We start from the raw sequence: 26,258 nt of genomic DNA on the forward strand, positions 1-26,258 counted from the left end.
GCCATGGCCAGCATGGTGTCACGGGGGCGCGGACGGCGCACCATCAACGAGATCAACATGGTGCCCTTCATCGACGTGATGCTGGTGCTGCTGATCATCTTCATGGTCACCGCGCCCATGATCACCCCCAGCGTGGTCGATCTGCCCAGCGTCGGCAAGGCGGGCAAGCAGCCCGACCGGGTGATCCAGATCGTCATCGCCAAGGACGAGTCGCTGGAGCTCACCCAGAAAAGCAAAACCACCAAACTGGGCAAAAGCGATGTCGCCAGCGCCGTGAAAACCGCGCAAGACGGCGATGCCAGCGTACCCGTGGTCATCAGCGCCGACCGCAACGTCAAGTACGAATCGGTAGTGAAGGTGATGGACACCTTGCAGCGCGCAGGCATCCAGCGCGTAGGCCTGTCGGTCCAGCTCGGCAAATAAATTCCGCCATGCACGCCGCCCAGGACACGCTCAACCTCGCCCCGCCCCAGCCCCCCGGCATGGTGCGGGCGTTGGGCCTGGCCCTGCTGGCCCACGGCCTGTTGCTGGTGGCGCTGGTGATCAACGTGCAGTGGAAGCAGACCGAGAGCGCCACGGTAGAGGCCGAACTCTGGTCCTCCTCGGTGCAAATGGCCGCGCCCAAGGCGGTGGACGTGCCCCCGCCGCCACCCGCCGAAGCACCCCGGCCCACCCCACCGCCGCCCGTGGCCAAGGTCCAGCCGCCCCCGCCCGCGCCAGACGTAAAAGATGCCGACATCGCCCTGGAGCGCGCCAAAAAGAAGCGCGAAGCCGAAAAGCTGGAGCAGGCGCAGCAAGAGAAAGCGGATAAAGCCGAAAAGGCCAAGCGTGACAAGCTTGAAAAAGACAAGGCCCTGAAAGCCAAAATCGCCGAAGAGAAAGCCGAGGAAGCCGCCGATAAAAAAGTCGCCGAAGACAAGCGCCTGAAAGACAAGAAAGCCGCCCAGGACAAGCAGGACGCGCTGGACAAAAAAGCCAAAGCCACCCAGGACGCAAAAGACGCAGCCAAAGCCGCCGCCGAAAAAGCCAGTGCCCAGGCCGATGCCAAGGCCCTGGCAGCCCAACGCGCGGACAACCTGAAACGCATCGCCGGCATGGCTGGGGCGACGGGTGGGGCCAATGCCACCGGCAGCGCACTGCAATCCTCCGCACCCTCCGCAGGTTACGGCGGCAAGGTGGTGGCCAAGGTCAAGCCCAACATCGTGTTTCCCGACGATTTCGAAGGCAACCCCAAAGCCGAAGTCGAAATTCGGCTCTCGCCCGATGGCACCATCCTGAGCAGCAAACTGGTCAAGCCCAGTGGCAACAAGGCCTGGGACGATGCCGTGCTCAAGGCCATCGAGAAGACCCAAACAATGCCCCGCGACAACGATGGCCGGGTGCCGTCTTCGATGATCATCGGCTTCAAGCCTCGCGATTTTTAACCCCAGGAAAACCATGGACTACGTTGTTTCGCCCCCTGCTGTCGTCTCCATCCCCGTCGTCGGCCAGCCTGCCCGCTTCCCCGTACACCGCATCTACTGCGTGGGCCGCAACTACGCCGAGCACGCCAAGGAAATGGGCTTCACCGGGCGCGAACCACCGTTTTTCTTCATGAAACCTGCCGATGCCGTAGTGGCCGTCGAGGCGGGCCAGACCGGCTCCGTGGCCTACCCCACGCTGACCGGCAACCTGCACCACGAGATCGAGCTGGTGGTGGCCATTGGCAAGGGTGGCAAGAACATCACCGCGGCCGATGCGCACCTGCACATCTATGGCTACGCCGTGGGCCTGGACATGACCCGCCGCGACCTGCAAAACGAGATGAAAAAGCAGGGCCGACCCTGGTGTATTGGCAAAGGTTTCGAGCAGTCCGCACCCATTGGCCCCATCACTCCGGTGGCGCTGGCGGGCAAAGTCGAACAGGCCGAGATTGCCCTGCAGGTCAACGGCCAGGAGCGCCAGCGCAGCACCGTGGCCCAGCTGATCTGGAGCATTGCCGAGACCATCGAACACCTGTCTGCCGCCTGGGAATTGCAGCCTGGCGACCTGATTTACTCGGGCACGCCCGAAGGCGTGGGTGCGGTGGTGCGCGGCGACACGCTGGCGGGCAGCGTGGCCGGGCTGGAGCCCCTGACCGTGCGCATCGTCTAAAAAGCGGTCCATCGCCATGCACCGCAGCCCCATCAAATTCTGCAAAGACTGCGGCTCCGCCGTGGCGTACCGCGTGCCCGACGACGGCGACACCAAGCTGCGGGCGGTCTGCCCCGCCTGCCACGCCGTGCACTACGAGAACCCCATCAACGTGGTCGGCACCGTGCCGCACTGGGGCACCACGGGCGACAGGGTGCTGCTGTGCAAGCGCAACATCGAGCCGCGTTACGGCAAATGGACCCTGCCCGCAGGCTTCATGGAGCTGGGCGAAAGCACCGCCGACGGAGCGGCCCGCGAAACGGTGGAAGAAGCCGGTGCCCAGTTTGAAATGCAAGACTTGTTCAGCGTGATGAGCGTCATCCACGTGGGCCAGGTGCACCTGTACTACCGCGCCAAGCTGCTCAGCGAGGTGTTCGACCCCGGTTTTGAAACCATCGAAGCCCGGCTGTTCACCGAGGCCGAGATTCCCTGGGACGAGATTGCCTTTCGCACCGTGTCACAGACCCTAAAGCATTACTTTGCCGACCGCCGGGCAGGCCAGTTTGGTTTACACCACGAAAGTCTGGTGTAGCAATTGCTATTATTTATATAGCTTCTCACGCTTACTCCATAAGCGTGAACGGCCTAAAACGCTTATAAACCCCTGCGCAGCGGCTGGAACCCTGGTTACGCGGTGAGCAGCCAGTTCTTGCGGGCGGCCAGCACCGCATCCGGGTACGGCGCTTTGCCCCGTGAGCCGTTGTAGCGGCCCAGGCCCATGAACAGGTCGCCGCCCTCGCGGTCCAGGTAGTGGCGCAAAATCACGCAGCCAAAGCGCAGGTTGGTCTGCATGTGGAACAGCTTGCCCGCATCGCCATCGCCCAGCACCCGGGTCCAGAACGGCATCACCTGGGTGTACCCGCGTGCGCCCGCACTGCTGACGGCAAATTTGCGGAAATTGCTTTCCACCTGGATCAGGCCCAGCACCAGGGAGGTGTCCAGACCAGCACGCTGGGTTTCGTACCAGACGGTTTCCAGAAATTCCCTGCGCACCGCCCAATCGGGCTTTTTGGACCGCAGGCGGTCGCTCATGGCCGCCAACCAGCGCAGATAGGCTAGGCGGGCATCGGTGCTGGAGAACTCGGGCACGGGCGGCGCAGCGTTGCGGATGGCCGAACCCAAAGCCCCGCGCACCGCATCGGCCAGGGGTTCCTCGATCTGGCCTCCGGCGTGCGCCAACTCCACATTTGATAGCAGCTCTAGCATGCCACATGAGCGCAGGACTGCATTTCTTCGGGTCATGCTGCGCGGGTCCAAGGTGTCAGGCTCCGGTGGCGGGTGCCAGCCGCGACTGCACAAACGCAAACACCTCGGCCACGGCCACCTTGGTGGCGGCGGCATCGCGGCGGTGCTGGTACTCGACCTGGCCGTCTTTCAGGCCCTTGTCGCCCACGGTGATGCGGTGCGGCACGCCAATCAGTTCCCAGTCGGCAAACATGGCACCGGGGCGCTCACCGCGGTCGTCCAGGATCACGTCCACGCCCACCGCCAGCAACTGGGCGTACAGCGTGTCGGCAGCGGCCTTCACGTCGGGGCTGCGGTCGGGGCTGATAGGGCAGACCACCACGGTGAACGGTGCCAGCGCATCGGGCCAGATGATGCCGCGTGCGTCGTGGTTCTGCTCGATGGCCGCCGCAGGCAGGCGGGTGATGCCGATGCCGTAGCAGCCCATTTCCATGAACTGCGGCTTGCCATTCACGTCCAGGAAGCTGGCGTTCATGGCCTGGCTGTACTTGGTGCCCAGGTAGAAGACATGGCCGATCTCGATGCCGCGCTCGATGGCCAGCACGCCTTTGCCGTCGGGCGATGGGTCGCCTTCGACGATGTTGCGCAGGTCGGCAATCGCGTCGGGCTCGGGCAGGTCGCGGCCCCAGTTCACGCCGGTGTAGTGGTAGTCGGCCTCGTTGGCACCGCAGACCCAGTCGGCCATCACGGCCACTTCGCGGTCGACCACCAGCTTGATGGGCAGTTTGGTGTTCAGCGGGCCCAGGTAGCCGGGCAGGCAGCCAAAGTGCGCGTCGATCTCTGGAATGGAGGCAAAGCGGAAGCCGTCGCCCAGGCCCGGCACTTTGGCGACCTTGATCTCGTTCATGGAATGGTCGCCGCGCAGCAGCAGCAGCCACACCTGTACCTTGACCACTGCGCCTTTATCGTCGAGCTGCTCGGTGGCCAGCACCAGCGACTTGACGGAATTCTTCAGCGGCAGGCCCAGGTACTCGGCCACGGCAGCGCAGGTGCTCTTGTCGGGCGTGGAGGTCTTGGCCAGGGCCTGGCTGGGGTCGGGGCGCGCAGCCTGGGGGGCCAGGGCCTCGGCCTTTTCCATGTTGGCGGCGTAGTCGCTGGTGGGGCAGTAGACGATGGCGTCTTCACCGGTGGCGGCAATCACCTGGAACTCTTCGCTCAGGTCGCCGCCAATCGCGCCGCTGTCGGCAGCCACGGCGCGGTAGGTCAGGCCGAAGCGGTCAAAAATCTTGCGGTAGGCCTGCGCCATGTTTTGGTAGCTGGCTTTGGCGGCCTCCGGGTCGCGGTCGAAGCTATAGGCATCCTTCATGGTGAACTCGCGGCCACGCATCAGGCCGAAGCGGGGGCGGCGCTCGTCGCGGAACTTGGTCTGGATCTGGTACAGGTTTTTTGGCAACTGTTTGTAGCTGCGGAATTCTTGCCGGGCGATGTCGGTCACCACTTCTTCGCTGGTGGGCTGCATCACGTAGTCGCGCTCATGGCGGTCCTTGAAGCGCAGCATCTCGGGCCCCATCTTTTCGAAGCGGCCTGTCTCCTGCCACAGCTCGGCGGGCTGCACCACCGGCATGGCCAGCTCAATGGCACCGGCGCGGTTCATCTCCTCGCGCACGATGGCTTCCACCTTGCGGATCACCCGCAGGCCCATGGGCATGTAGCTGTAGATGCCTGCGCCCAGTTTTTTGACCATGCCCGCCCGCGTCATGAGCTGGTGGCTGACCACCTCGGCATCGGATGGCGCTTCTTTGAGCGTGGAAATGAGGAACTGGGAGGCTTTCATGGGCGAGTTTCAGGGCTAGTGGGGTCGGGAAAACAGGCTGCATCGCTTGATACACAGGCATCGCTGTGCATAATGGATACAGTTTAAAAATTGGGGTTTGATTATGCTTGACCGCGAAGGCTTTAGGCCTAACGTCGGCATCATCCTGCTCAACCAGAGAAATCAGGTATTTTGGGGCAAACGCATACGTACCCATTCTTGGCAGTTTCCGCAGGGTGGCATTGACCGGGGTGAAACCCCCGAGCAGGCCATGTTCCGTGAACTGCACGAGGAAGTAGGTCTACATCCTGAGCATGTACGCGTTGTGGCCCGCACCCGTGACTGGTTGCGCTACGAGGTGCCGGACCGCTTCATCCGTCGGGATGCACGCGGCCACTACAAAGGCCAGAAACAAATCTGGTATTTACTGCAACTGGTCGGGCACGACTGGGATCTGAATCTGCGCGCCACCACCCACCCGGAGTTCGATGCCTGGCGTTGGAACGACTACTGGGTGCCGCTGGACGTGGTGGTGGAGTTCAAACGCGGCGTGTACGAGATGGCGCTGACCGAGTTGTCACGCTTTTTGCCGCGCTGCGACTACCGCAACCGCTTCCTGCGCAGCAATATGCGGGGCCGCGAGGGCGAAGGCTGCTTTGAAGAGGCGCAAGGTGCGCATTTCGAGCTGCCACCGGGTGCCACTTTCGACCCGGACCCGCAGCTCAGCCATCCCTAGAAATTACCGCGACAGCACCAGGTTGTCGCGGTGCACCATCTCGGCTTCGGCCACATAACCCAGCAGGCTCTCGATTTCGCTCGAAGGCTTGCGGCAAATCAGCCGCGCCTCGGCACTGGCGTAGTTGGCCAGGCCCCGGCCAATGGCCACGCCGTCGGTGCCCAGGATGGCGATCACGTCACCACGCGAGAAATCACCCTCGACCTGCGTCATGCCGATGGGCAGCAGGCTCTTGCCGCCATCGCGCACCTTGGCGGCGGCACCGGCATCTACCGTTACCGCGCCGCGCATCTGCAGATGGTCGGCCATCCACTGTTTGCGGGCCTGGGTTTTCTGGGTTTGCGCCACCAGCAAAGTACCAATGGCTTCGCCGCGCGACAGGCGCACCAACGCGTCGGGCTCGCGACCCCAGGCGATCACGGTGGAGGCCCCCGAGCCGGCCGCCCGCTTGGCCGCCAGAATCTTGGTGATCATGCCGCCGCGCCCCAGGCTGGAGCCCGCGCCGCCCGCCATCGCTTCCAGCGCCGGGTCGCCCGCATGGGCCTCGTGGACGAAGGTGGCGGTAGTGTCCTTGCGCGGGTCGGCGGTGAAAAGGCCCTTTTGGTCGGTCAGGATCACCAGCGCGTCGGCCTCGACCAGGTTAGCTACCAGCGCACCCAGGGTGTCGTTGTCGCCAAACTTGATTTCGTCGTTGACGACGGTGTCGTTCTCGTTGATGACCGGCACCACGCCGTGCTGCAGCAGGGTCAGCAGGGTGGAGCGGGCGTTGAGGTAACGCTCGCGGTCGGCCAGATCGGCATGGGTCAACAGCACCTGGGCACTGCCCAGGCCGTTTTCACGCAGCTTGGTTTCGTACATCTGCGCCAGGCCCATCTGGCCCACCGCCGCGGCCGCCTGCAACTCATGCACAGCACGGGGCCGGTTGGTCCAGCCCAGGCGCTTCATGCCTTCGGCGATGGCCCCGCTGGAGACCATGATGACCTCGCGCTGGCGCACCGGTTGGCCTGCGTTCTCCAGGCCTTTGACCAGCACCGCCAACTGGCGGCACCATTCGCCGATGGCCTGTTCGTCCAGCCCCCGGCCTTCGTTGGTGACCAGGCTGGAGCCCACCTTGACCACGATGCGCCGGGCATCCCGCAATACCGTTGAAGCAAAAATAGGTGTCATTTAGGCCTGTAGCGCTTATGGAATAAGCGTGAGCAGCTATTATTTCAGGAGTTATTCTTCGGCAGACTTTTCCGATGGGAGCACGACAAACCGGGGATCGATTTCCACCGGGGTTTGCTCCGCCAGTTGCTCGGCCTTGACGTGCTTGTAAATCGCCTTCACCAGCGGCTCGCAGCCTTCGCGGGTCAGGGCCGAGATTTCGAACACCGGGCCCTTGAACTTGAAGCGCTTCACAAAATCTTTGACCAAGGCCGCACGCTTGTCGCTCTCGGCCATGTCCAACTTGTTCAGCACCAACCAGCGCGGCTTCTTGTACAGGCCATCGTCGTACTTCTTCAGCTCGCCCACGATGGCCTTGGCCTGCGCCACCGGATCCACCGCATCGTCAAACGGCACCATGTCCACAATGTGCAGCAGCAAACGGGTGCGCTGCAGGTGGCGCAAGAACAGGTGACCCAAGCCCGCACCTTCGGCCGCGCCTTCGATCAGACCAGGTAAATCGGCCACCACAAAGCTTTGTTCAGGGCCGACGCGCACCACACCCAGGTTGGGGTGCAAGGTGGTGAACGGGTAGTCGGCAATGCGCGGGCGGGCGTTGGAAATCGCAGTGATGAAGGTGGATTTACCGGCGTTCGGCATGCCCAGCAGGCCCACGTCGGCCAGCACGCGCAATTCCAGCTTCAGGCTGCGCTTTTCGCCGGGCCAGCCCGGGGTTTTCTGGCGTGGTGCGCGGTTGACGGCACTCTTGAAGCGCATATTGCCAAAACCGCCGTCGCCGCCTTTGGCGATGGTGATCACTTCACCTTCGACCAGCAGCTCAAACAATTTCTCGCCGGTTTCGGCATCGGAAATGATGGTGCCCACCGGCATTTTCAAAATGATGTCGTCACCGGCAGCGCCGAACATGTCGGAGCCCATGCCGTGCTCGCCGCGCTTGGCATCGTGGCGGCGCGAGAAACGGAAATCGACCAGGGTGTTCAGATTGATGTCGGCCACGGCATACACATGGCCGCCTCGGCCACCGTCGCCACCGTTGGGGCCACCGAATTCCTTGTACTTTTCGTGACGAAACGACACGCACCCTGCCCCGCCATCGCCTGCGGAGATGTCAATGAAGGCTTCGTCAACGAATTTCATACCGATTCCAATATCAAAATTGTGAGTCCTCTCGAAATATGATTCCCGGGCGGCATCCCTGCAAGCCCAAAATCAAATTTCCAGAAGCCTCTTTGGTGTCCCTGAAACACCGAAGCCCCGACGAGGCGGGGCTTCGGAGGGATCAAAGTGATCTATCTAACCAGGGCTTAGGCCGCAGGTGTGATAACCACTTGGTGCTTGTTCATCGAACCCTTGATAGCGAAGGACACATGGCCCGCCACCAAAGCAAACAAGGTGTGGTCCTTGCCGATACCGACATTGTTGCCGGGATGGAACTTGGTGCCACGTTGGCGAACGATGATCGCGCCTGCGCTCACCAGTTCACCGCCGAACTTCTTCACACCCAGCATCTTGGGGTTGGAGTCACGTCCATTTCGCGTAGAGCCGCCGCCTTTTTTCTGTGCCATGACCTGTGCCCGTTATGCTGCAATCACGCCGATTTGCAGTTCGGTGAACTGCTGGCGGTGACCTTGGCGTTTCATGTAGTGCTTACGACGGCGCATTTTGAAAATGCCCACTTTGTCGTGCTTGCCGTGAGCCACTACCGTGACCGTAACCGTTGCGCCGGAAACCAAGGGGGTGCCAACCTTGATCTCGCTGCCGTTGCCGACTGCCAGAACCTGATCAAACACAATCTCTTGGCCTACGTCCGCAGCAATCTGTTCTACTTTAATTTTTTCACCAGAAGCAACACGATACTGTTTGCCTCCGGTTTTTATGACCGCGTACATACTTGACCTCTTCACTTAATCTGCAGACGGATTTCCACAGAGCCTCAGATTCTAGCATTGTCTAGCGCATACCACCAATCAACGTGTTTTGGTGGGTAATTTGGGCTTGCGAACTTCCTATAATTGCGTAACTAACCGTTTTCTACCTTGTCCGTCAATTCCTCCCGCACCGCCGCCGCCCTCGCCCTCATTGCCGATGACATGCGCGAGGTGGATCTAGTCATTGCGCAACGCCTGGCCTCCGGCGTACCACTGGTGGGTACCGTGTCGCAGTACATCATCTCTGCGGGTGGCAAACGCCTGCGGCCGGCGATTTTGCTGCTGATGTGCGGAGCCTTGGGCTATACCGAGGCACAGCGCTTCAACATGGCAGCCGTGGTGGAATTCATCCACACCGCCACCCTGTTGCACGACGACGTGGTGGACGAATCCACCCTGCGTCGGGGCCGCCCTACCGCCAACGAGGCCTTCGGCAACCCGGCCAGCGTACTGGTGGGCGACTTTCTGTATTCGCGCGCCTTCCAGATGATGGTCGATGCCAAAGACATGCGCATCATGCAAATTTTGGCCGATGCCACCAACGTGATTGCCGAAGGTGAGGTGATGCAGTTGGTCAATATGCACGATGCCTCGCTCGATGAAGCCGCCTACCTGCGCGTGATCCGCTCCAAGACCGCCAAGCTGTTTGAAGCCAGCGCCCGGCTGGCGGCCATCCTGTCGCACAGCTCGCCCGAGGTGGAAGCGGCTTGCTCCGCCTATGGCCAGGCCTTGGGCACCGCCTTCCAGGTGATTGACGACGTACTCGACTACGACGGCGATGCCGCCGAGATGGGCAAAAACCTGGGCGATGACCTGCGTGAAGGCAAGGCTACCCTGCCGCTGATCGCCGCCATGCGGCGCGGCAGCCCAGAACAATGCGCCTTGATCCGCAGCGCCATCGAAACCGGCGAAACCGAGCGCCTGGACGAGATCATTGCGATTGTGAAAAGCACCGGTGCGCTGGATCTCACACGCCAAGCCGCAGCCGCCGAAGCCCAGCGCGCGGTAGAGGCCACGAAGCACTTCCAGCCCAATGCCTACACCGATGGCTTGCTACAATTAGCCGCGCAATTATTGGAACGCCGCTCCTAGTTTTGCGGCGTTCCCACCAGCTTTATCGGGGTGTAGCTTAGTCAGGTAAAGCGCTACGTTCGGGACGTAGAGACCGGAGGTTCGAATCCTCTCACCCCGACCAAAAATCCTTATAAATCAAACACTTGCAGACGCGCAACGTGCTCGTATTTTGAGGCAACTTCAAAACTGTGCCAAAACTGTGCCAAATCAGGCCGTTTTAAGCGCATGGATTGGATCAACGGATAAACAACGATCGCTACAGAAGACTCCTCAACTCGGAGTCCTTCATGGCATCTATCGAAAACCGCTCTCGCTACACCGTCACCGTCAAAAACCGGGACGACCTCACCCAAGCATTCCCCTTCAGCAAAACCAAGGCCGTCCAAGCCCATATTGCGTCGCTGCGCGAAAAGGGCTTCAAGCCCAAACTGACCCAGGCAGAAAACCTCTTTCTGGTACGTATCCGTCAAAAGGGTTACGACGAAGACCAGTTGATGTGCCGCTCGCGCGAGGAAGCGGACGCCTACATCAAAAAAATCGAAGAAGAACGCCATCGCGGCCTGTTCATCGACTACACCGCCGCCCACAAGACCAGCTTCGCTAGCTTGCTGATTCGCTATCTGGAGGAAGAAGTCCCCAAGCTGAAAAGCAGCCGCTACCTCACCACCATAAAGGTTGAAGGCTGGCTTGAAGACAGCGGCCCCGAGGGCATCCAGCTTCTGGAGGTCTACCGGGAACGCTTGAAGGCAAAGAACCTCGCCAGACGCCCCGCCAAACACAGGATGCGCGAAGTATCCACCTGCTTGGCTTGGATGCATAAACGATTGTCCGAGGTCACCACAGCCGACATTGAAGACTACAGCGCGGAACGTTTACTGAGCGTGATGCCAGCCACCGTAGACCGCGAATTCGACATCCTCCGGGCCATTTTTACCGTACTCACCAAGATATGGGACTTCAACCTTGCCAAAAATCCCCTGGATGCGGCGCGACGTCCCCAGTATTTCAATGAGCGGGATCGGCGTATCCCCCCTGCGGAAGAACTTAGGCTCATCGAGGCCCTGGCGGCAATTGACCGTGAACGCGCCATCAAGACTTCCCTTGCCGCCTTGGTTGACAGTGCCATGCAAGGGATGGCGTTCGACAGCGCCAGCGCCCGAAAGAAGGTACACGCTAGCGAGAGCAAACGACTGCGCCCGCTCGCCGAAGAAATATGTGAGCCCATCCCCCTGTTGGAGACCTTTGCGCATTTTCAGTTGATGACCGCCGCACGCAGAAGTGAAGCCTTGAACCTGACCTGGGAGAGGATTGACTTCGAGGCGGGCACCGCCTTCCTGCCGGAAACCAAGAATGGCCGGCCCCGCAAACTCTCCCTGCGCAAAGAGCTCGTGGAAATGCTTGCTGAGCTGCCTCGTACGAGTGAGTTCGTATTTCCGATGAGCGTCAGACACCTTTCGGCCATGTGGAACCAGGCATGCAAAACCGCAGAACTAGCAGACCTGCATATCCATGACTGCCGGCATGAAGCCATCAGCCGCGCAGCCGAGACGGGTCAGTTCACCCTCATTGACCTGCAACAGTTCAGTGGACACCGGGATACACGCATGCTGATGCGCTACGCCCATTTATGCGCTTCCAAGCTCGCCCGAAAATTGGATGCCGCATTCAAGGATGAGCAGACCCATCGGATACACAGAGGCCGAAAATATCTGTCCAAGGATGCAACCATCACGCTTGGCGATATCGTGGCGGAAGGCAGCAAGGCGACCGCCCTCATGGGCCAGGTCAAAGCTCCGGTCGTTGGGGTGCTGGCGCGCAATGCAACTTGCCCTACTTCGCTCAATCCGCCAACGGGAAACGTTATTCCTTTCCCGAATAGGCGCGTAGCCTAATCCGTACTGCCGGAGCTCACAAAAATGCGCCTATCCCAGGAGGGGCGCAAAACAAAACCAAGTTCCAAGCATGCCACTTGCGCGCACCAGCGCGACCAGGGTTGTCCAAAAAACAGGTGATCTTTCCGCGGTACCCTTCGAAAACGCAGTCCGGCACTCTATCCATATCCCAAACCGCTGGAGATCCTGAGCCCGACACCGTCAACTCTGATCAGAGCTTTGGCTGCAAATCGTGGTGCCGGGTAGTGCAAGTAGTTTCCCAGTGAAGCCAGAAAGGTTGTAAATGCTCGACCTCTGATACCACCTACGCTCCAAATAAAAAGCGGACCCCAAAGTCCGCCTTCACCAGTTCAGCGCCGCACGCACGGCCTCAAAACTCACCATCAGACCCATGCAAGGGCAAGCCAGGAGCCAATTAAGAACACTGCTCCTGCACCATTGAATGTGGACCCACTTACGTAGACGACTTCTAATACGTGCGCTCGAACACCTTCCACCCCGCCTGGTCAATCAACGGTGACAGCACCAACTTCAGGCTTGGATTGAGAGCAGGCATGATTTCGGCGAGTCGAGTTTTGAGCTGCTCAGGAAGATTTCTGCCGGGGTACGAAGACAAAACATGGATGCTTTCTGAGTCCGGGCGCACATCCTTCGGTATCGCATCTGCCGACCAAGGAACAGAAACCGCTTGTCCTCGCCCGTTGTGCCAGTTCTCCAGCCACAACGAGCACCTTCCCTCGGCGGCCCAGGTGTATATCGCAGTGGCAAAGCGCGGGTCGCTCGGGTCGACCAATACCGCAGCGATGTGCTCGCCACACTTGGCGACGACCAACAACTGGGCAATCGACCGACCACCAACCCCGTCTACCTCGATGTGCTCCATCCACGCCTCGCACACCTGCGTCTGCATCTCGTCAAACATGCCCGCATCAACGGTCATCCGCAACCACGTACCCGACACCTGGCGCATCGCGGGCGGGAGCCAGGGCACGATATGCGGCAACTCGCCGACCACGGCGGGGCGTATGGCGCCGTGGTGGCCGTGGAAGACAAAGCTGGGTTGCTGAATTTCCGTATACACGGGAGCACCTCCCTGCAGGAGCGGTACCACGTTCATTTCCAGCACGCCGTGGTGCTGCTCCATCGCACGTGGCAACCCATCCTCCTGGGCCCGCAGTATCTTCTGCTTCGCGTTCCAGCTCCTCCATTTGGGTTCATGCCTGACAAACCGGGAACCCTCGTACCGTTCCAGCTCGCTTCCGTGCATGAGCGAAACAGAAGACACATAGCGTTGCCCTGCACATTCCACGACCAGGATGAGCATGTCCGTCACATGGCCAAGAAACAAGCGCCTGCCGAATCGCCCTCTCCCTCTCAAGGTTGTGAATGTGCGACTGAGCATGGCGGGGACGTGGATATCAAAACCCCATTCGTCGAATCCCGGGTCGCTGGACCAAACGACCCGGCTCGACGCCACGACATCGCCCAACAGAGCTGGGACATCCTGTTGCAGGTGGTCTGGAAAACAGATGTACCAGACACTGTGACCGGCAAGGGATGCGGGCAACAGTTCCGGCAAGGCGTCGGCATCCAGCGGGAACAACTGGGTCGTTTCTGCGTTCAGGTGACGTTCCCGTTGAATCCGCTGCAGTACCCACGACTGTGGGGGCACCGTGGGGACGGCCAATTGCACCTGCGCACCGGCCTGGGCCAAGCGCGCATCCCGCTCTTGCTTCGTCAACCGGGCACCTGCCCGATCTGACCAAGTCCATACATCGTCTGCATCGCGAATCATGTCCTGCCAGGCGGCTTCGCCCAGCAGGTCCGATGGATACAGGTATAAAAGCGGCGGACCATCCGACATCTGCGCCAAATACCGGCAAAGTGCATAGCCTGGCTGCTTGAATCGGTTCGGTCGACCGGCTACAGACACCTGCCCCGGGGCGACGGCCGCAGCCTCAGTGGGCCACGGCAGGGTAAACACCAGCGTCGCCCCGTTGTGCTTGTTCTGGACCACCAGAGGGCATTCGCCAGCTTGGGCCCAGGTGGATAAGGCGTCCGCAAATCGACCGTCGGCATGGCCCAACTGCGTCGCAGCGGCCAGAAGGCCGACCTGAACGTATACGACGTAAAAACCGCCCTCCCTCGGCTGTTGATACGCAATCGAGCTTTCCAGCCGTACCGCACCAGGGGTGCCAATGCCTTTGGCTAGCTCCGCAAATAGGGTGGGCGCAACATTCAGGCAAACCCATGTGCGTTCATCGCTCTCCAGGCCAGGTGGAACTGCATCCAGCAGGACGGAGAGGCGTCCAATGCCTGCAGGTACGCCACTAAGTTGGTAGAAATCGGTGGCAGCGGTGCCTGGCAAAGGTGCGACGCCGAGGATTTCCAGGTCGCTTTGAGAAGACGCCTTGTATGCGGGCACCGACAGCGTGCGGAAATACGCAGCCGCCTCACTCGCGCGCCGGCCGGCTTCCCAGTCACGGGTACGGGCCTGCAGCTTGCGAAACACCTTGTTGATACGACTTTCCGCATCGACCAACCACTCCGCTTCGTCATCATCTGGAGTGGGGTCCCGCATCCACAGCTCCGTACGGCTCATCTGGTAGACCATGCCCTCGCACTCATAGACGATGTGTATGCCCCAGGTAGGGTCTTTCCAGACCCGCTCATGAGGCTCTATGCTCAACATCAGGCACCCTTGCGGCTCTGGATGGTCATCAGCCACCGAGATGGTGACCCAGTTCATATTCCACGGGTGGTCCAGCTCGGGCGGGGCCAGACTGACCTGGCTTTTTCTGCACAGCACCTTGAGCGCGGAATGCTCCGCTGACGGCATCCGGATGTACCAAACGCTGTCATATCGATTCTTTGAGGATATTAATCCGGGCAGCAGGGTGCCCTCTATTACGTAGAGCCGTGGCAACACGACCTGCTGCGGGGCGTGGGTGTGGATAAGCTGTAGCCATGGAGATGCGCTAAGCGCCTCTGCGAGAGGCAGGGTTTGCTGCAGAACCAGGGGTGCCGGACGGCAGTCCTCATCCCAGTCAGGGGTGTCGTCGGCAGTTGGCCACTGCGGAAGCTCTGCGCCGAGTGTGTCCAGTTGTGTCTCTTGGCTGTTGGATATTGAATTCACTAGAAGTCCTTTTTAGATGGGGGACTCCTATAGAGCAAATGGTTTATATCCAAGGCAAGGGCACACATGCACCCCCTGCACCTACGCGCGGATGGATATATATTGATCTTGAACGCTTGCCTAGGACAGCCAGTTTGAAGTCGTCTAGGGCATGTTCTGTGTCGACACACGCTGGGGATTGGCTTGGTCGCTCAGTCCACAAGACCTGCGATTCATCGGTGCACACGCAGAAAAAGCGGGCCCAAACGGGCCCGCTGTGAATCACCATCGCCACGCTCTCGCATGAGACATATCCAGTCCTGCCTGATTTCGATGCATATCTGCTACCCCAAGGCACCGACCTACCGCTTGCTTGGCCTCAAGTTGCACGACGACCGATACCTCAATAAATGCCAAGCGCCAGAACAAGCAAAGACGCGAATCAGAACTCGCCGCCGAACCGTCTAGAAAAGACCCTCCGTCGGATCCACCCTACTTCGCAGCGTCTCCAATCCAGCTTGGGCTTCGGCATTCCCCACCGCGGCCTGGTGCAATAAGGACATCCAGCGGTAACTGGGCTCCCGACCTGTTGCATTACCGCTCAGTTCGTGGAACAGAAACGCCACGAACAGCTTCACCGACGGCTCAGCAGACGCAAGTTCTGCCGGCACAAACGGGCCTATGAAGGGATGCTGCCGAAGGCGCTCCAACTCTCTTGCCATTCGCTCACCCATCGCCCCCTTTTGCGGCCATATGAACTGTTCCAAGCTGATAGTGCCGGCCATGGCCAAAATGAGCACGGTGGGCACACCCAAGTAGCGTGCAGCGTTCTGGTGCACCGAAGGACGGGCACTTCTGATATCCGCGTCCCCACGCCGCCAAGTGGCCAGGCGTTCATAGCTGACACCCAGCGCCTTTGCCAACGCTGCGAGGGTATCGCCTTGCCGGGTAGCCTCTGCAACCAACGCATGCAACAGGGGTTGGGAATCGTGGGGTGTCGGGGAAAGATTTCTTCCTGTCCGCCGGCTTAGCTTGTTGACCTTTGCTGTCATCCGTTTCCTCTATACGTGTACAGCCAATTGCTGCAGGACGTATAGCGAATGGAGACCGAGATCCAACGGCAGAGATCAGGAGTGCCACCTCCCCTCGACTGAGCAACGCTAGCAGCTTGTGCGGCACGTGCACTGGACTCATTCTGAGCCATCATTTCGCCACGTTCGAAGGTGACCTCGCAAAAGGACTTCATGCCGGTGATGGTGGCGTTCAGCTTCATCGGTGCTCTCAGCCTTGAAGTCGTCCATGGCCACCAGATCGTCAATGGAGCCGTTCACCTGGTTGGGCTCGATGAACTTGTGCGACTGTTATTGGGCCTTGAGCTGAACATACAGAAATGCCAGCACGCCCAATGTCAGCGCCACCGACAATATGCTACTGTCACCCGCGCGCCAGCAGCCAGCAGCCAGCAGCCAGCAGCCAGCAGCCAGCAGAATACCTTCTTGATAGAAAACCAAAGGCCGTTTAGGGCAAGTGCTGCGTCGCCAGGTTTTGATACATCTACCATGGCCATTCTTCGTGGTGCACACCACGCCAAGTTCCGGCGGTGCCAACCGCAGTTGCAATGTCACACCGGGCCAAAGCCTAATGAATGGAATAGTCGGGGCTAGAGCCTCAAAGAACCTCAACTGATGGCCATTCAAGGCACAGTCTTTTAGAGTTTGTGTGCGCTAGCACACAGACAGCCCTGGCAGCAAGCGTTTGAATAGCAATTGGTGGCGTACACAGCTTCAGGCACGGTATCTTGTCTTTCCCTCTCTCACATCTTCCAAAAAGGAGCACTCCATGAACAGCATCGTCTATCTAGTTGGCGCAGTCGTGATCATCATCGCTGTCTTGTCATTCTTCGGCCTTCGCTGATTGGGTCGGACAGCTGCGGCAAGCGACGGACCAGTTCCGCACAACTTTTATCTTCTTGAGCAACACCGACATCATCGTTCGGACGTAGTAGTTGGCATCAATGATGGCAAGCACCAATAATCGAGATGCTCCAGCCATAAAATTGTTGACAGCAAGTCCAAGTTGACCGGGATGGCCAGCAACTTGATGACCACTTCAAGTTCTTGCCGGACTAAGCTCGAAATAGCCTTTATGGTAGGTGGTCAGTTCGGGGTTGTCACTAACACCTAAAGAGCACGTTGCCGACACGAATCGCCCTCGTTGCGGATGCCGCTATAGGTTCACTCTAGCCATTTTCGACAACAAACCCCTGTCGCGTCCAGACCCAGGTGCAGCAGTCCTCTCTCGTCTCGCGCCGCGAGCTTGGGTTGGCCCCCCCTAGACCCACTTACGGAATCAGCTCCACCCAAAGCCGCCTACAGATGCTGGCTGGGAGGAAATGGGTAGCAAACCCACCACAACATGAAGCGCCCGACGGTTCCTCCATCTTGTGGCTTCATGGTGACTTGCTCCAAAGTCAGGGTTTAACGCTCCAAACTTCAGTATCACCACATGCCCGGTATTTCTCCGCGTTCGGAAATCGATGCCCTTTTTGCATCGGGCTGCAACTTGCCGGAAATCGATACGCTTTTGGCGTCATGCATGCCATTCAGTGTCGATGGCATTGACGGAAAAAGCGTAACCGCCATGATTTGGCCCAACGAAATGAGCGCCCATAAAGTGACCGCAACAGTAGAGTGGCTCGGCACAGACATGGTCTCCTACTTCATCAAAGGTGAAGGTGACCGGTCCGCTTGGTCCCAGAGATTTGCACTGCTGCACCTTGCCGCGGGGCCGCAATTGGTAACCAAGATCCCGGTACTCGCAGCAGACAAATGGCATGTTGCGAACCTGATTCTCCCGGACATGGATGGGGCTGATTGCGATACCGCCCACCTAACCCTGCACAAAGCGACATGGCTTGCGACGCTGGTACTCACAAGGAACGGTGGATCCCGACTGATGCAGCAGATTCCCCGATCTCTGCAAGATTTGAGCGTGGGAGAGCTGTTTGCTGAAATGGCATCTCGACTGCTCCTTCGCAGGCCCTGGCTCTTCTAGTCCATCGCCAACGTGCAAAAAGTAGCAGGAACCCCTGCCATGCAGAGCTTCGTCAATAGGCGCACACGACCCGATGCGGCATGAAGCAGCCCACGGTTCATACCTCTTGCGACTTCATGGTGCCTTGTCTGATAGTGGGATCCATCAACACCGAAGACGCCACACCACCCTATGCAAAGCCCAATCGAAATGAAGCCCTACGAGCGCTATAAAGAAGAAGCGTTCCTGATCGAAACCATTCCGGGGCACTACGCCATCAAATTTCGCGGCGTGCAGTACCGCGATTCAAACAACGACACTGCCCTGGGTGTTCTGATGTTTGGGCTACGCCCGAGTGGCTTCAATGTCCGTTGCAGCACCGACCCCGCGGCGGCCATGCATTGGATGGAGCATGCTGCATACATCTTGCACCTGCATGCAAACGGAGACCGCTTCATGGATACCGGTGAGCGCCGTATTTCGTTGGAGGACCTGCATCGATGGGTTGCGATGGCGGTGGACCTTGCGCCAGACGCCGACAGTGCGGTGTTTGTTCGCATGTGCGTTGACGAAGCTTTGGGGCCCCACGCCTACCTGGGTGACAGGGAGTGGCTGGCGCTTAAGGAAACCCAGTGATGCCGAGGCGGGTACCCACCTTGACCGCCGCTCAAGAAGCGTTTCTTTCTGGGATTGACAAAGAACGGTTTTCGCTGGAGAACGCCGTGAATATGTATGCAAACAGAGTTACGCATGGAGCGGTCGGAGTCGTAGTTCACACGTACCCCAATAATGCCGCGTACGAGATAGAAGTCTTTCGATCTGATAGCAGCACTGTTGCCGTCAACACGGTGGCAGCATCCGCATTGCGACCGAAGAAGGCGCAGATATGACAACACCTTATGAGCGCAGCCGGGCACTTGTACAAACAAGAGACTTTCTGCAACGGCTTGTCACGCTTGGCGATGATGCCGTGCCGATTTCTCTGCTCATGGAAGCGGAAGCGCTTTTGCGGCACTACCCGGGACTGGCGCACATTGAACTTGCACACAAAGCATTGCCTATGTTTTTCGGACCAGTTCCGCCGTTTTCACGGTTGGCAGGGACGACAGAGGTTCAGGGCATGATCGATGTAACCAAAGACGGAGCGCACTCTCCGCATCTGCATGAAAAAACCCATTGCAATGACTGATAAGGAGGCGGGTCTGCATTACGTGGTGCCAATGTTCAGGCTGGGAGCCGAACATGCATAGTCTTCACGCACAGTACAAAGCAATGAGGGGTAGCGGCCTCTCGCGCTTGGGCGCCATGTGGTTTGTGACGTTGATGGTTGTCGCGTGGCCTTTTCTAGCGCTAGCTGATTGGGCAATTCCGCCCCAAGAGGTATTTGGCAAGTTCAAAAGGGAAGACGACCCAGATGGATGTCAAGCAGATTCCTTTGTAACGACGACTGACATGGCTGATCTTTCATCGGAAGAATCGGAGCAAAACTGGGAGTCAACGATGTGTACCGAGGGCAAGTACGCGCTCAACACGCCTATTCCGGCGGACCAGGCAGAGGCGTGGTGGCTACAGGAAACGAGGTTGTTGTGGATGTTGGAAGCCAAGGCGTTACTCGCTGCAGCCATCGTGCGGCGGCGCAGTGAAGCTGATGAGCGTCGGTTGAACTGGCTCACCGGCATCTGTGTCGGTGGCATGCTGGTCTGCCTTGCCGTCGCTGTGTATGCGATGAAGTACCTCAAATGACCAAGTGCAAGAGACCTACGCGCACCAGCGCCTCGTTTTTGCCACTTACGACAGCGCAACATACAGTGATTGCCGCAGCGGCGCCCCAAAAGCGCGGCCAAACGATCACCAGCATCGTTCCTGACGTTGACAGTAGCGTCTGGAACACATGCGCCGCGATTTCATATCCCCCCAATGCCCCTATCTTTAACCGGGAAGCCGCGCGACAACCGTTGGAACATGTGCGCGTTGATGGCGACTCTCATGCGCTGACAGATCGACTTCCCGCTGCACGGGAGTTGCACACAAGCGGGCAAATGTCGGATGCAGAGCTGTCGTATCTGGTGCTGCTTGCAAATACAAAAACCATGGCTGAGGCGGAAGTGATGGCAAGGGTTGAAAAAAAGTATCCAAGGGGAGACCAGTCGGTGTCGCTGGAGGACATCTTGTCGCCTGAGCGCATGGTTGAAATTCGGGCATTGCGCTAGGTGGAGTCGGGATGAGGTGGTGGCTTTACAGGACGGGCAGTCCTTTTTTGAGTTGCTGCGCTTGCTGTACCAGCACCGCTGCCTGAAGTACGTCAGCAGCAACCGCATGTAAAACCAAGGCCTGCGGGATCGATTCAATTTGCCCGAATCCAAAGCTTTTACCGCCTCGCAGCTGATCGGAGCGACCAAAGATGCGGGGCAGACAAAGGCAGACGAATCTGAGACGACTTCGACGCGGCATGCCCGGTAGTGGCCTTTCTGGGCTTGAAAGTGCTTAAACGCAAACCTGTTTACACCTTGGTCGGCATGGGAAAGTCAATTAAATCAAAGGTTTAATGGTTAATTGCAAACCGACCACTGGCTGTTGTCACACGTTGTGTCGGTCATGAAAGGCAGTGTGCCGCTTGCCTGCCATTGCTACGGTTCTGATTTGACGGCATATCGCAAGCGCATGGAAATCAGGCTGTTGTCGCCGACATTTGCTTGAGCCACCGCCAGCGGTGCCTTCCCCTGGCTATCGCCGGACACTGCAGGCCTCTGCCATGAAGCTGGGCACAGTTTCCCGGTATTGCGGCGTCATGGCATGCCACGGCATAGTGAAGAATCACCCACAACTTTCCATGAACACCCTTCCCCGCTTTGGAGAAACACCCATGCGGCGATAGCTGCGCATCGGCAGGACCTGGCCGCTTATCTTGTGAACCATCAGAAACGACCGCGCTACACGCCCCTCGAAGAGTAGTGTCTCCACGAAAGGAAAAAATGCAGACTAAAGAAGCCAAAAGACTGGCATGGTGCGCGATGGCCGAGGCCTACCTGCAAGATGCGCGACGCATCGAGAACTCCCTTCTAACGCGGGCCGACCTGGCTTTTGAAGCTTGTTACATGTGGTCCTTGTGCCTGGCTGAGGAGGTCTTAGGCCAGATCAACCATCCGGACCCGGCGATCTTCGGGTTGGCTGCCGACAAACTCGGCTGGCGCAACGCGGAATTCGCCTCCGCGCAAATGCATCTGGCCACACGACTGATCCCGGAATGCCATGGGGTGCTCTGGGATGCGCTGATACCCCTGGCAGAGCGCCTACAAGCCGCAGTGGCATCAGCAGACTTCGCAACCGCCTCGTCCAGCACCAATCCGGAGGAGAGCTCCCATGCACCTTCAAATCGCCAGTGACCTGCATCTCGAGTTCCTGAAACAACGGTTTCCGACCGAACGGCTGATCCAACCTGCTGCCGAGGCGGATCTCTTGGTACTCGCGGGCGATATCGGCCACGGTACTGATGCGATAGAGCTATTCCGGAATTGGCCCGTGCCCGTCCTCTATCTCGCAGGTAACCATGAGTTTTACAAATGCGACCTCCAAGCCACACGGGACAGCCTACGCGTAGCAGCCCAGGGCACCAACGTCCGGTTTCTGGACAACGATGCGATCGACATCGATGGCATCCGGTTTTTAGGTACGACCTTGTGGACTGACTACCGGCTAGGTGCCGATCGCACGCAGCAACAGCTGATGGCCTACGCCGAACCCCGCATCACCGACCACTCCCTGATCCGTTGCGGCAACAGCATGTTCACGGCACAGCGGGCGCTGGCAGAACATGAACTCTGCCGCGCATGGCTTGAAGCGGAACTGCGGGTTCCGTACCACGGCAAAACGGTGGTCATCAGCCACCATGGCCCGCATCCACTGTCGACCCATCCGCGTTACGCAGGTGAACCCTTGAATGCAGCGTTCAACAGCGACTTGAGTGCACTGCTTCCGTGCGCCGATCTGTGGGTCCATGGCCATGTGCACGACTCCTTTGACTACGCAGTCCATGGCTGCCGGGTGGTGGCCAATCCGGCGGGCTATGCCCGCAACCGGCAGTCAGCAAAGGAGGCTGCAGGCCTTGTGTTTGAGAATGCGATGTTTGCGCGGACCTTTGTGGTCGAGGTTTGAGTGCGACGGTTGTGCTCACGCACAGGGCTCGTGACATTGACCAACTGCTGCCAGCATCGCTGGCAGCCTTCCGACGTCTGAGCTTTAACCGCGACGGCCGTCAGCGGTCAATATGCGAGTGGGCCGGTCTGGAGAATGCTAAGAAAGAGTGGCGCAAGCCCGCTGCCATGTCCGTCTGCGAGGCCCCGGCGATGGGGTTGCTGCCGGGTGCTCCGGCGCTGACCGAGATCGCCAGCGCCCCGTCGTTTCCGATCTGACCTAGGCCCGCATATGCCGCCGTGCGCTTGGACAGCGCTGCACGTGCCGCGCACAATCGTCAACTGTGCCTTGTTGCCCGAGTCCTTGAACTTCAGCTGCGACAGCTGGGCGTCCACCGTGGAGCTGGGCGTCACGGGATAGCTAACACCGACAAAGATCAGATCGCTGCGCGGTGTGGCGGCGCTGCCCTCGTTGTTGCGACTGATCAGCCCGCCGACCACCTTGGCACTACCCAACTTGACGTAGCCATTGAGCGTGGTTCACCGGATGCGAGCCAGCCAGTCAACTGTCAGGGAGCACTCTCGTTATCGGATCAATTGGTTGTGCGGATCGATCACGAACTTGGTCGGCGCACCGGCATCGAACTGGGCGTAACCGGCCGGTGCCTCATCCAGCGAGATCAACTTGACGCCCACGATGTCGGCGATCTTGATGCGGTCCCACAGAATCGCCTGCATGAGTGCGCGGTTGTATTGCATCACCGGCGTCTGCCCGGTCATGAAGCTGTGCGACTTGGCCCAGCCCAGGCCGAGGCGGATGCTCAGCGAGCCGGTCCTGGCCGCCTTGTCCACGCCGCCTGGGTCTTCCGTGACGTACAGGCCGGGAATGCCGATCTTGCCTGCCGCTCGCGTGATCTCCATGAGGGAATTGAGCACCGTGGCGGGCGCTTCGTGCTGCGCGCCTTCGTGGCCGTGGCCTTTGGCTTCAAAGCCGACGGCGTCGATGGCGCTGTCCACTTCCGGAACACCCAGGATCTGCGCGATCTGGTCTGCAAGCGGCACGTCGGTGGAGAGGTCCGCGGTTTCAAAGCCGACGCTTTTGGCATGCTTTAGGCGTGCCGGATTGACGTCGCCCACGATCACCACCGCCGCGCCCAGCAGGCGAGCTGATGCGGCTGCGGCCAGGCCGACCGGACCGGCTCCTGCCACATACACCGTGCTGCCGGGACCGACGCCTGCGGTGACGGCGCCGTGGTAGCCAGTTGGCAGGATGTCCGACAGGCAGGTCAGGTCGCGGATCTTTTCAATCGCCTGGGCGCGATCCGGGAATTTAAGCAGGTTGAAGTCGGCATACGGCACCATGACATATTCGGCCTGGCCGCCGACCCAGCCGCCCATGTCGACATAGCCATAGGCTCCGCCGGGACGGGATTCGTTAACGGTGAGGCAGACGCCGGTCTGACGTTCCTTGCACAGGCGGCAGCGCCCGCAGGCGACGTTGAATGGCACTGAGACGATGTCGCCGACTTCCAGGGTTTCGACGTCCTTGCCGGCTTCGATCACTTCGCCGGTGATCTCGTGGCCGAGCACCAAGCCGGCAGGCGCCGTGGTGCGCCCGCGAACCATGTGCTGGTCGGAGCCGCAGATGTTGGTGGTCAGCACCTTGAGAATCACCCCGTGGTTGGCGGTGCGTCCCTTCGGGTTGAGCAGCTTCGGAAAGTCAATGGAACGGACTTCGACTTTGCCTTGCTCGACGTAAACAACGCCTTTGTTTGTTGACATGATGATTCCTTGTATTTGAGATAGTAGCGAAACCAGATGGAAAATGCTCTGCGGAACTGTTTACTCTGGCTCAATGCCAATTGATCGGGTCAGTCGTGTCCACAGCTCCTTTTCAGCTTGGACAAACTTCGCGGCGTTCTCCGGAGTCCCCGCAGCATCGGCCACAATGCCGAAGTCCCGCATTCTTGCTATGACGACGGGGTCCGAAAGTACCTTGTTCATCTCCGCATTCATGCGGCGAATAACATCGTTTGGAGTGCCAGATGGGGCTGCAAGAATGAACCATCCGTTGACTTCGAAGCCAGGCAGTGTTTCAGCAATGGTTGGTACGTCTTCAAAACCGGAAACTCTTGCGGACGAACTCACTGCTATGGCTTTCAACCCACCACTCTTCAGGAATGAAGCGGCAACGCCGACCGCTTGCACGGTTAGGGGCGTCGTGTTTCCTACGGTGTCCTGGAGTCCTTGTGTTGTCACCGTATAGGGGATCTGACGGAATTGGGTACCGGCAGACTTGTTTAGCCACTCTCCCAGCATACCCGCAAAGCCCCTGGTGCCATCGCTCGCAAATGCCAATTTCCCAGGAGATTTCTTGTCCAGTGCGATCAAATCACGAAGGTTGTCCACGGGGAGCGACGGATGAGCCAGCAGAAAGAAAGGGCCTTTGCCAACCAGTGACACGGCACTGAAATCACGATCTGGTTGATACGGCAGAGACTTGAAGGTGAGTGGATTTGTCACAAGCGCCGCGGCAGTTGCGAGAAAAAACGTATAGCCATCCGGTTGCGATTTGGCTGCGGCTTGCGCACCAATAATATTTCCCGCTCCAGGCCGATTTTCCACAATCACAGGCTGTCCCAATCCAGTGGACAGCTTGTCAGCAATTTGTCGAGCCAGAATGTCCGGAGCCGCACCCGCCGCTTGCGATACGATAATTTTCAGGGGGCGACTGGGCCATGCCTGGGCAAATGATGGCGCTGTAATTGTCAATAGAGTTGCCGCTGTGAGGACTCCAAATATGACGCTTCGAGATTTCATTATGCTGTCTCCTGTTGTTGATATAGAAAGCTGTGACTTACAAAGTGAAAATCAGTCGATCAGTAAGAGATCGTGAAGAACGCGGCAGAAAATGATCGTTGCATGCTTGTTCTTAAGGAGTCTTACCCCACGGAGGTGCGGCGCCAACACATGGCGGGCCTTAGCGCAATAAAGCCTCTCCGAATACAAGCGTGCATGCGGGTTGTGGGGGTTTTGCAGGGGCGGCTAGATATCGAGCGTCAATTGAGGCGTTTTGGAACGGGAACAACACGGCGTAAACTGGTCGTTGCATGCTTGTTCTTCTGGAGTCAGGTACAAATCCTTATGATCCGGCGTTCCTGTAAGTACACGGGTCAGGCATGTTCCACAGACGCCCTGTTCGCACGAGGTTGGGATCTCAATGCCTTCAGCCGCCAGCGCTTGAACCACAGTCTTATCCTTCGCCACCGTGATGACCCGGCCGGAACTGGCCAGTACGACTTCAAAACTCAGGTCATTTTCCGTGTTGAGGGATTCAGCGCCAAAGAACTCATAGTGCAGTTGCTCCGTTGGCCAGCCAGCTGCGCGGGCGGCATCGAGAACCCAATCCATGAAACCTCTTGGTCCACAAACGTAGAGATGCACTCCCAGACGCAACGATGACAGAACACTGTCAAGTTCAAGTTTTTCTGCGGCTTTTCCTTCGGTGGCATAGAAATTCACGCTCGAAGCGTATGAAGAAATTTCGATGCGATTGCGAAACGCCATCCGATCAGGCGAGCGGGCGCAATAGTGCATTTCAAATGATGCACCAATCTTCGCGAGCCGGTCGGCCATGCAGAGGATAGGCGTCACACCGATGCCACCGGCGATCAAGATGCTGTGAGCCGCGTCATGGGTGAGCGGAAAATGATTTTTCGGCGCGCTGATGTGTAGCACATCACCTTCGTGCACCTGCTTGTGCATGATCTGCGAGCCACCGCGTGACTGCTCACTTTGCAACACGCCGATGAGGTAGCAATGTGCTTGGTCAGGATCGTTGCAGAGTGAATATTGACGAGTGAGTCCATTGGGCAGATGCACGTCAATGTGCGAGCCGGCAGAGAATGCTGGCAAAGGCTGATGGTCATCACTGACCAACTCGAAACTGACGATGCCTGTTGCTTCAGTTTTTTTTCGTGCGACACGAACGTGCAATTCAAGTGTCTTCATTA

General features: G+C 58.9%; 27 protein-coding genes and 1 tRNA gene. 16 read left to right on the forward strand and 12 right to left on the reverse strand.

Annotated elements, in window-relative coordinates:
- Positions 1–3 precede the first annotated feature (3 nt).
- The 4 genes from tolR to AC097O_RS00595 are packed head-to-tail and all read left to right on the forward strand — an operon-like array spanning position 4 to position 2,704.
- The gene (gene tolR / locus AC097O_RS00580) at positions 4–423 is read left to right on the forward strand and encodes a protein TolR (RefSeq protein ID WP_295960785.1); all 420 of its coding nucleotides are present in this window, start codon (positions 4–6) and stop codon (positions 421–423) included.
- Between the two features lie 8 nt (positions 424–431).
- Positions 432–1,424 carry a cell envelope integrity protein TolA gene (gene tolA, locus AC097O_RS00585; RefSeq protein WP_479590804.1) on the forward strand — a complete coding sequence of 331 codons (993 nt, stop codon included), beginning with the start codon at positions 432–434 and terminating at the stop codon, positions 1,422–1,424.
- Positions 1,425–1,437: 13 nt separating this feature from the next.
- Positions 1,438–2,133 (forward strand): fumarylacetoacetate hydrolase family protein, encoded by a 696-nt coding sequence (locus tag AC097O_RS00590; protein ID WP_479590807.1) that lies wholly within the window; start codon positions 1,438–1,440, stop codon positions 2,131–2,133.
- A 16-nt stretch (positions 2,134–2,149) separates the two neighbouring features.
- Complete coding sequence (locus AC097O_RS00595; RefSeq protein WP_479590809.1) at positions 2,150–2,704, forward strand: NUDIX hydrolase; 555 nt, start codon at positions 2,150–2,152, stop codon at positions 2,702–2,704.
- A gap of 95 nt (positions 2,705–2,799) precedes the next feature.
- Here AC097O_RS00595 and AC097O_RS00600 read toward each other — a convergent pair whose 3' ends face one another.
- Together AC097O_RS00600 and AC097O_RS00605 are read right to left on the reverse strand one after the other, a co-directional pair.
- Positions 2,800–3,378 (reverse strand): lytic transglycosylase domain-containing protein, encoded by a 579-nt coding sequence (locus AC097O_RS00600; RefSeq protein WP_479591459.1) that lies wholly within the window; start codon positions 3,376–3,378, stop codon positions 2,800–2,802.
- A gap of 55 nt (positions 3,379–3,433) precedes the next feature.
- Complete coding sequence (locus AC097O_RS00605) at positions 3,434–5,191, reverse strand: proline--tRNA ligase (RefSeq protein WP_479590810.1); 1,758 nt, start codon at positions 5,189–5,191, stop codon at positions 3,434–3,436.
- Between the two features lie 103 nt (positions 5,192–5,294).
- Here AC097O_RS00605 and AC097O_RS00610 point away from each other — a divergent pair, with 103 nt between their 5' ends.
- Positions 5,295–5,906, forward strand: a complete 612-nt coding sequence (locus AC097O_RS00610; RefSeq protein ID WP_315244830.1) for an RNA pyrophosphohydrolase — start codon at positions 5,295–5,297, stop codon at positions 5,904–5,906.
- A gap of 3 nt (positions 5,907–5,909) precedes the next feature.
- On the opposite strand, the gene proB is transcribed toward AC097O_RS00610, so the two are convergent.
- The 4 genes from proB to rplU form a co-directional block, all read right to left on the reverse strand.
- Complete coding sequence (gene proB / locus AC097O_RS00615; RefSeq protein ID WP_479590813.1) at positions 5,910–7,073, reverse strand: glutamate 5-kinase; 1,164 nt, start codon at positions 7,071–7,073, stop codon at positions 5,910–5,912.
- 51 nt (positions 7,074–7,124) lie between these two features.
- Entirely contained in the window at positions 7,125–8,210 is a 1,086-nt protein-coding gene (cgtA, locus tag AC097O_RS00620; RefSeq protein ID WP_479590815.1) for an Obg family GTPase CgtA, read from the reverse strand.
- A 167-nt stretch (positions 8,211–8,377) separates the two neighbouring features.
- The gene (rpmA, locus tag AC097O_RS00625; RefSeq protein WP_315186898.1) at positions 8,378–8,638 is read right to left on the reverse strand and encodes a 50S ribosomal protein L27; all 261 of its coding nucleotides are present in this window, start codon (positions 8,636–8,638) and stop codon (positions 8,378–8,380) included.
- Between the two features lie 12 nt (positions 8,639–8,650).
- Positions 8,651–8,962 carry a 50S ribosomal protein L21 gene (gene rplU, locus AC097O_RS00630; RefSeq protein ID WP_295960805.1) on the reverse strand — a complete coding sequence of 104 codons (312 nt, stop codon included), beginning with the start codon at positions 8,960–8,962 and terminating at the stop codon, positions 8,651–8,653.
- A gap of 201 nt (positions 8,963–9,163) precedes the next feature.
- Between rplU and AC097O_RS00635 the strand changes: the two genes are divergently transcribed.
- The 3 genes from AC097O_RS00635 (at position 9,164) to AC097O_RS00645 (ending at position 11,967) form a co-directional block, all read left to right on the forward strand.
- Positions 9,164–10,093, forward strand: a complete 930-nt coding sequence (locus tag AC097O_RS00635; RefSeq protein WP_479589116.1) for a polyprenyl synthetase family protein — start codon at positions 9,164–9,166, stop codon at positions 10,091–10,093.
- A gap of 26 nt (positions 10,094–10,119) precedes the next feature.
- A tRNA-Pro gene (locus AC097O_RS00640) sits at positions 10,120–10,196 on the forward strand.
- Positions 10,197–10,362: 166 nt separating this feature from the next.
- Positions 10,363–11,967: a tyrosine-type recombinase/integrase gene (locus AC097O_RS00645; protein ID WP_479590817.1), complete on the forward strand. Its 1,605-nt coding sequence runs from the start codon at positions 10,363–10,365 to the stop codon at positions 11,965–11,967.
- A 469-nt stretch (positions 11,968–12,436) separates the two neighbouring features.
- On the opposite strand, the gene AC097O_RS00650 is transcribed toward AC097O_RS00645, so the two are convergent.
- The 3 genes from AC097O_RS00650 to AC097O_RS00660 form a co-directional block, all read right to left on the reverse strand.
- Complete coding sequence (locus AC097O_RS00650) at positions 12,437–15,103, reverse strand: hypothetical protein (RefSeq protein ID WP_479590819.1); 2,667 nt, start codon at positions 15,101–15,103, stop codon at positions 12,437–12,439.
- Positions 15,104–15,546: 443 nt separating this feature from the next.
- A complete protein-coding gene (locus AC097O_RS00655) occupies positions 15,547–16,134 on the reverse strand; it encodes a hypothetical protein (protein ID WP_479590821.1) in 588 nt (195 codons plus the stop codon).
- A gap of 309 nt (positions 16,135–16,443) precedes the next feature.
- Positions 16,444–16,707 (reverse strand): hypothetical protein, encoded by a 264-nt coding sequence (locus tag AC097O_RS00660; RefSeq protein ID WP_479590823.1) that lies wholly within the window; start codon positions 16,705–16,707, stop codon positions 16,444–16,446.
- 880 nt (positions 16,708–17,587) lie between these two features.
- Between AC097O_RS00660 and AC097O_RS00665 the strand changes: the two genes are divergently transcribed.
- From AC097O_RS00665 to AC097O_RS00700, 8 genes are all read left to right on the forward strand, one after another.
- Positions 17,588–18,136, forward strand: a complete 549-nt coding sequence (locus tag AC097O_RS00665) for a hypothetical protein (RefSeq protein WP_479590824.1) — start codon at positions 17,588–17,590, stop codon at positions 18,134–18,136.
- Between the two features lie 171 nt (positions 18,137–18,307).
- Positions 18,308–18,751: a hypothetical protein gene (locus AC097O_RS00670; protein WP_479590827.1), complete on the forward strand. Its 444-nt coding sequence runs from the start codon at positions 18,308–18,310 to the stop codon at positions 18,749–18,751.
- A gap of 92 nt (positions 18,752–18,843) precedes the next feature.
- The gene (locus tag AC097O_RS00675) at positions 18,844–19,005 is read left to right on the forward strand and encodes a DUF4926 domain-containing protein (RefSeq protein WP_479591460.1); all 162 of its coding nucleotides are present in this window, start codon (positions 18,844–18,846) and stop codon (positions 19,003–19,005) included.
- Positions 19,002–19,304 carry a BPSL0761 family protein gene (locus tag AC097O_RS00680; protein WP_479590829.1) on the forward strand — a complete coding sequence of 101 codons (303 nt, stop codon included), beginning with the start codon at positions 19,002–19,004 and terminating at the stop codon, positions 19,302–19,304. Before AC097O_RS00675 ends, AC097O_RS00680 begins: the two co-directional genes overlap by 4 nt.
- A gap of 116 nt (positions 19,305–19,420) precedes the next feature.
- Positions 19,421–19,858 carry a hypothetical protein gene (locus AC097O_RS00685; RefSeq protein ID WP_479590831.1) on the forward strand — a complete coding sequence of 146 codons (438 nt, stop codon included), beginning with the start codon at positions 19,421–19,423 and terminating at the stop codon, positions 19,856–19,858.
- A complete protein-coding gene (locus AC097O_RS00690; protein WP_479590833.1) occupies positions 19,855–20,325 on the forward strand; it encodes a hypothetical protein in 471 nt (156 codons plus the stop codon). The genes AC097O_RS00685 and AC097O_RS00690 overlap by 4 nt, the downstream gene beginning before the upstream one ends.
- Before the next feature lie 762 nt (positions 20,326–21,087).
- Positions 21,088–21,498 carry a hypothetical protein gene (locus AC097O_RS00695; protein ID WP_479590835.1) on the forward strand — a complete coding sequence of 137 codons (411 nt, stop codon included), beginning with the start codon at positions 21,088–21,090 and terminating at the stop codon, positions 21,496–21,498.
- The gene (locus tag AC097O_RS00700) at positions 21,476–22,267 is read left to right on the forward strand and encodes a metallophosphoesterase (RefSeq protein WP_479590837.1); all 792 of its coding nucleotides are present in this window, start codon (positions 21,476–21,478) and stop codon (positions 22,265–22,267) included. The genes AC097O_RS00695 and AC097O_RS00700 overlap by 23 nt, the downstream gene beginning before the upstream one ends.
- Positions 22,268–22,830: 563 nt before the next feature.
- Here AC097O_RS00700 and fdhA read toward each other — a convergent pair.
- From fdhA to AC097O_RS00715, 3 genes are all read right to left on the reverse strand, one after another.
- On the reverse strand, positions 22,831–24,027 hold the full coding sequence (gene fdhA / locus AC097O_RS00705) for a formaldehyde dehydrogenase, glutathione-independent (RefSeq protein ID WP_479590839.1): 1,197 nt from the start codon (positions 24,025–24,027) through the stop codon (positions 22,831–22,833).
- Between the two features lie 60 nt (positions 24,028–24,087).
- Positions 24,088–25,065 (reverse strand): Bug family tripartite tricarboxylate transporter substrate binding protein, encoded by a 978-nt coding sequence (locus tag AC097O_RS00710; RefSeq protein WP_479590841.1) that lies wholly within the window; start codon positions 25,063–25,065, stop codon positions 24,088–24,090.
- Between the two features lie 225 nt (positions 25,066–25,290).
- Positions 25,291–26,256, reverse strand: a complete 966-nt coding sequence (locus AC097O_RS00715) for a PDR/VanB family oxidoreductase (protein WP_479590843.1) — start codon at positions 26,254–26,256, stop codon at positions 25,291–25,293.
- Positions 26,257–26,258 lie beyond the last annotated feature (2 nt).

The organism is Rhodoferax sp. LS1P39, assembly GCF_056521425.1.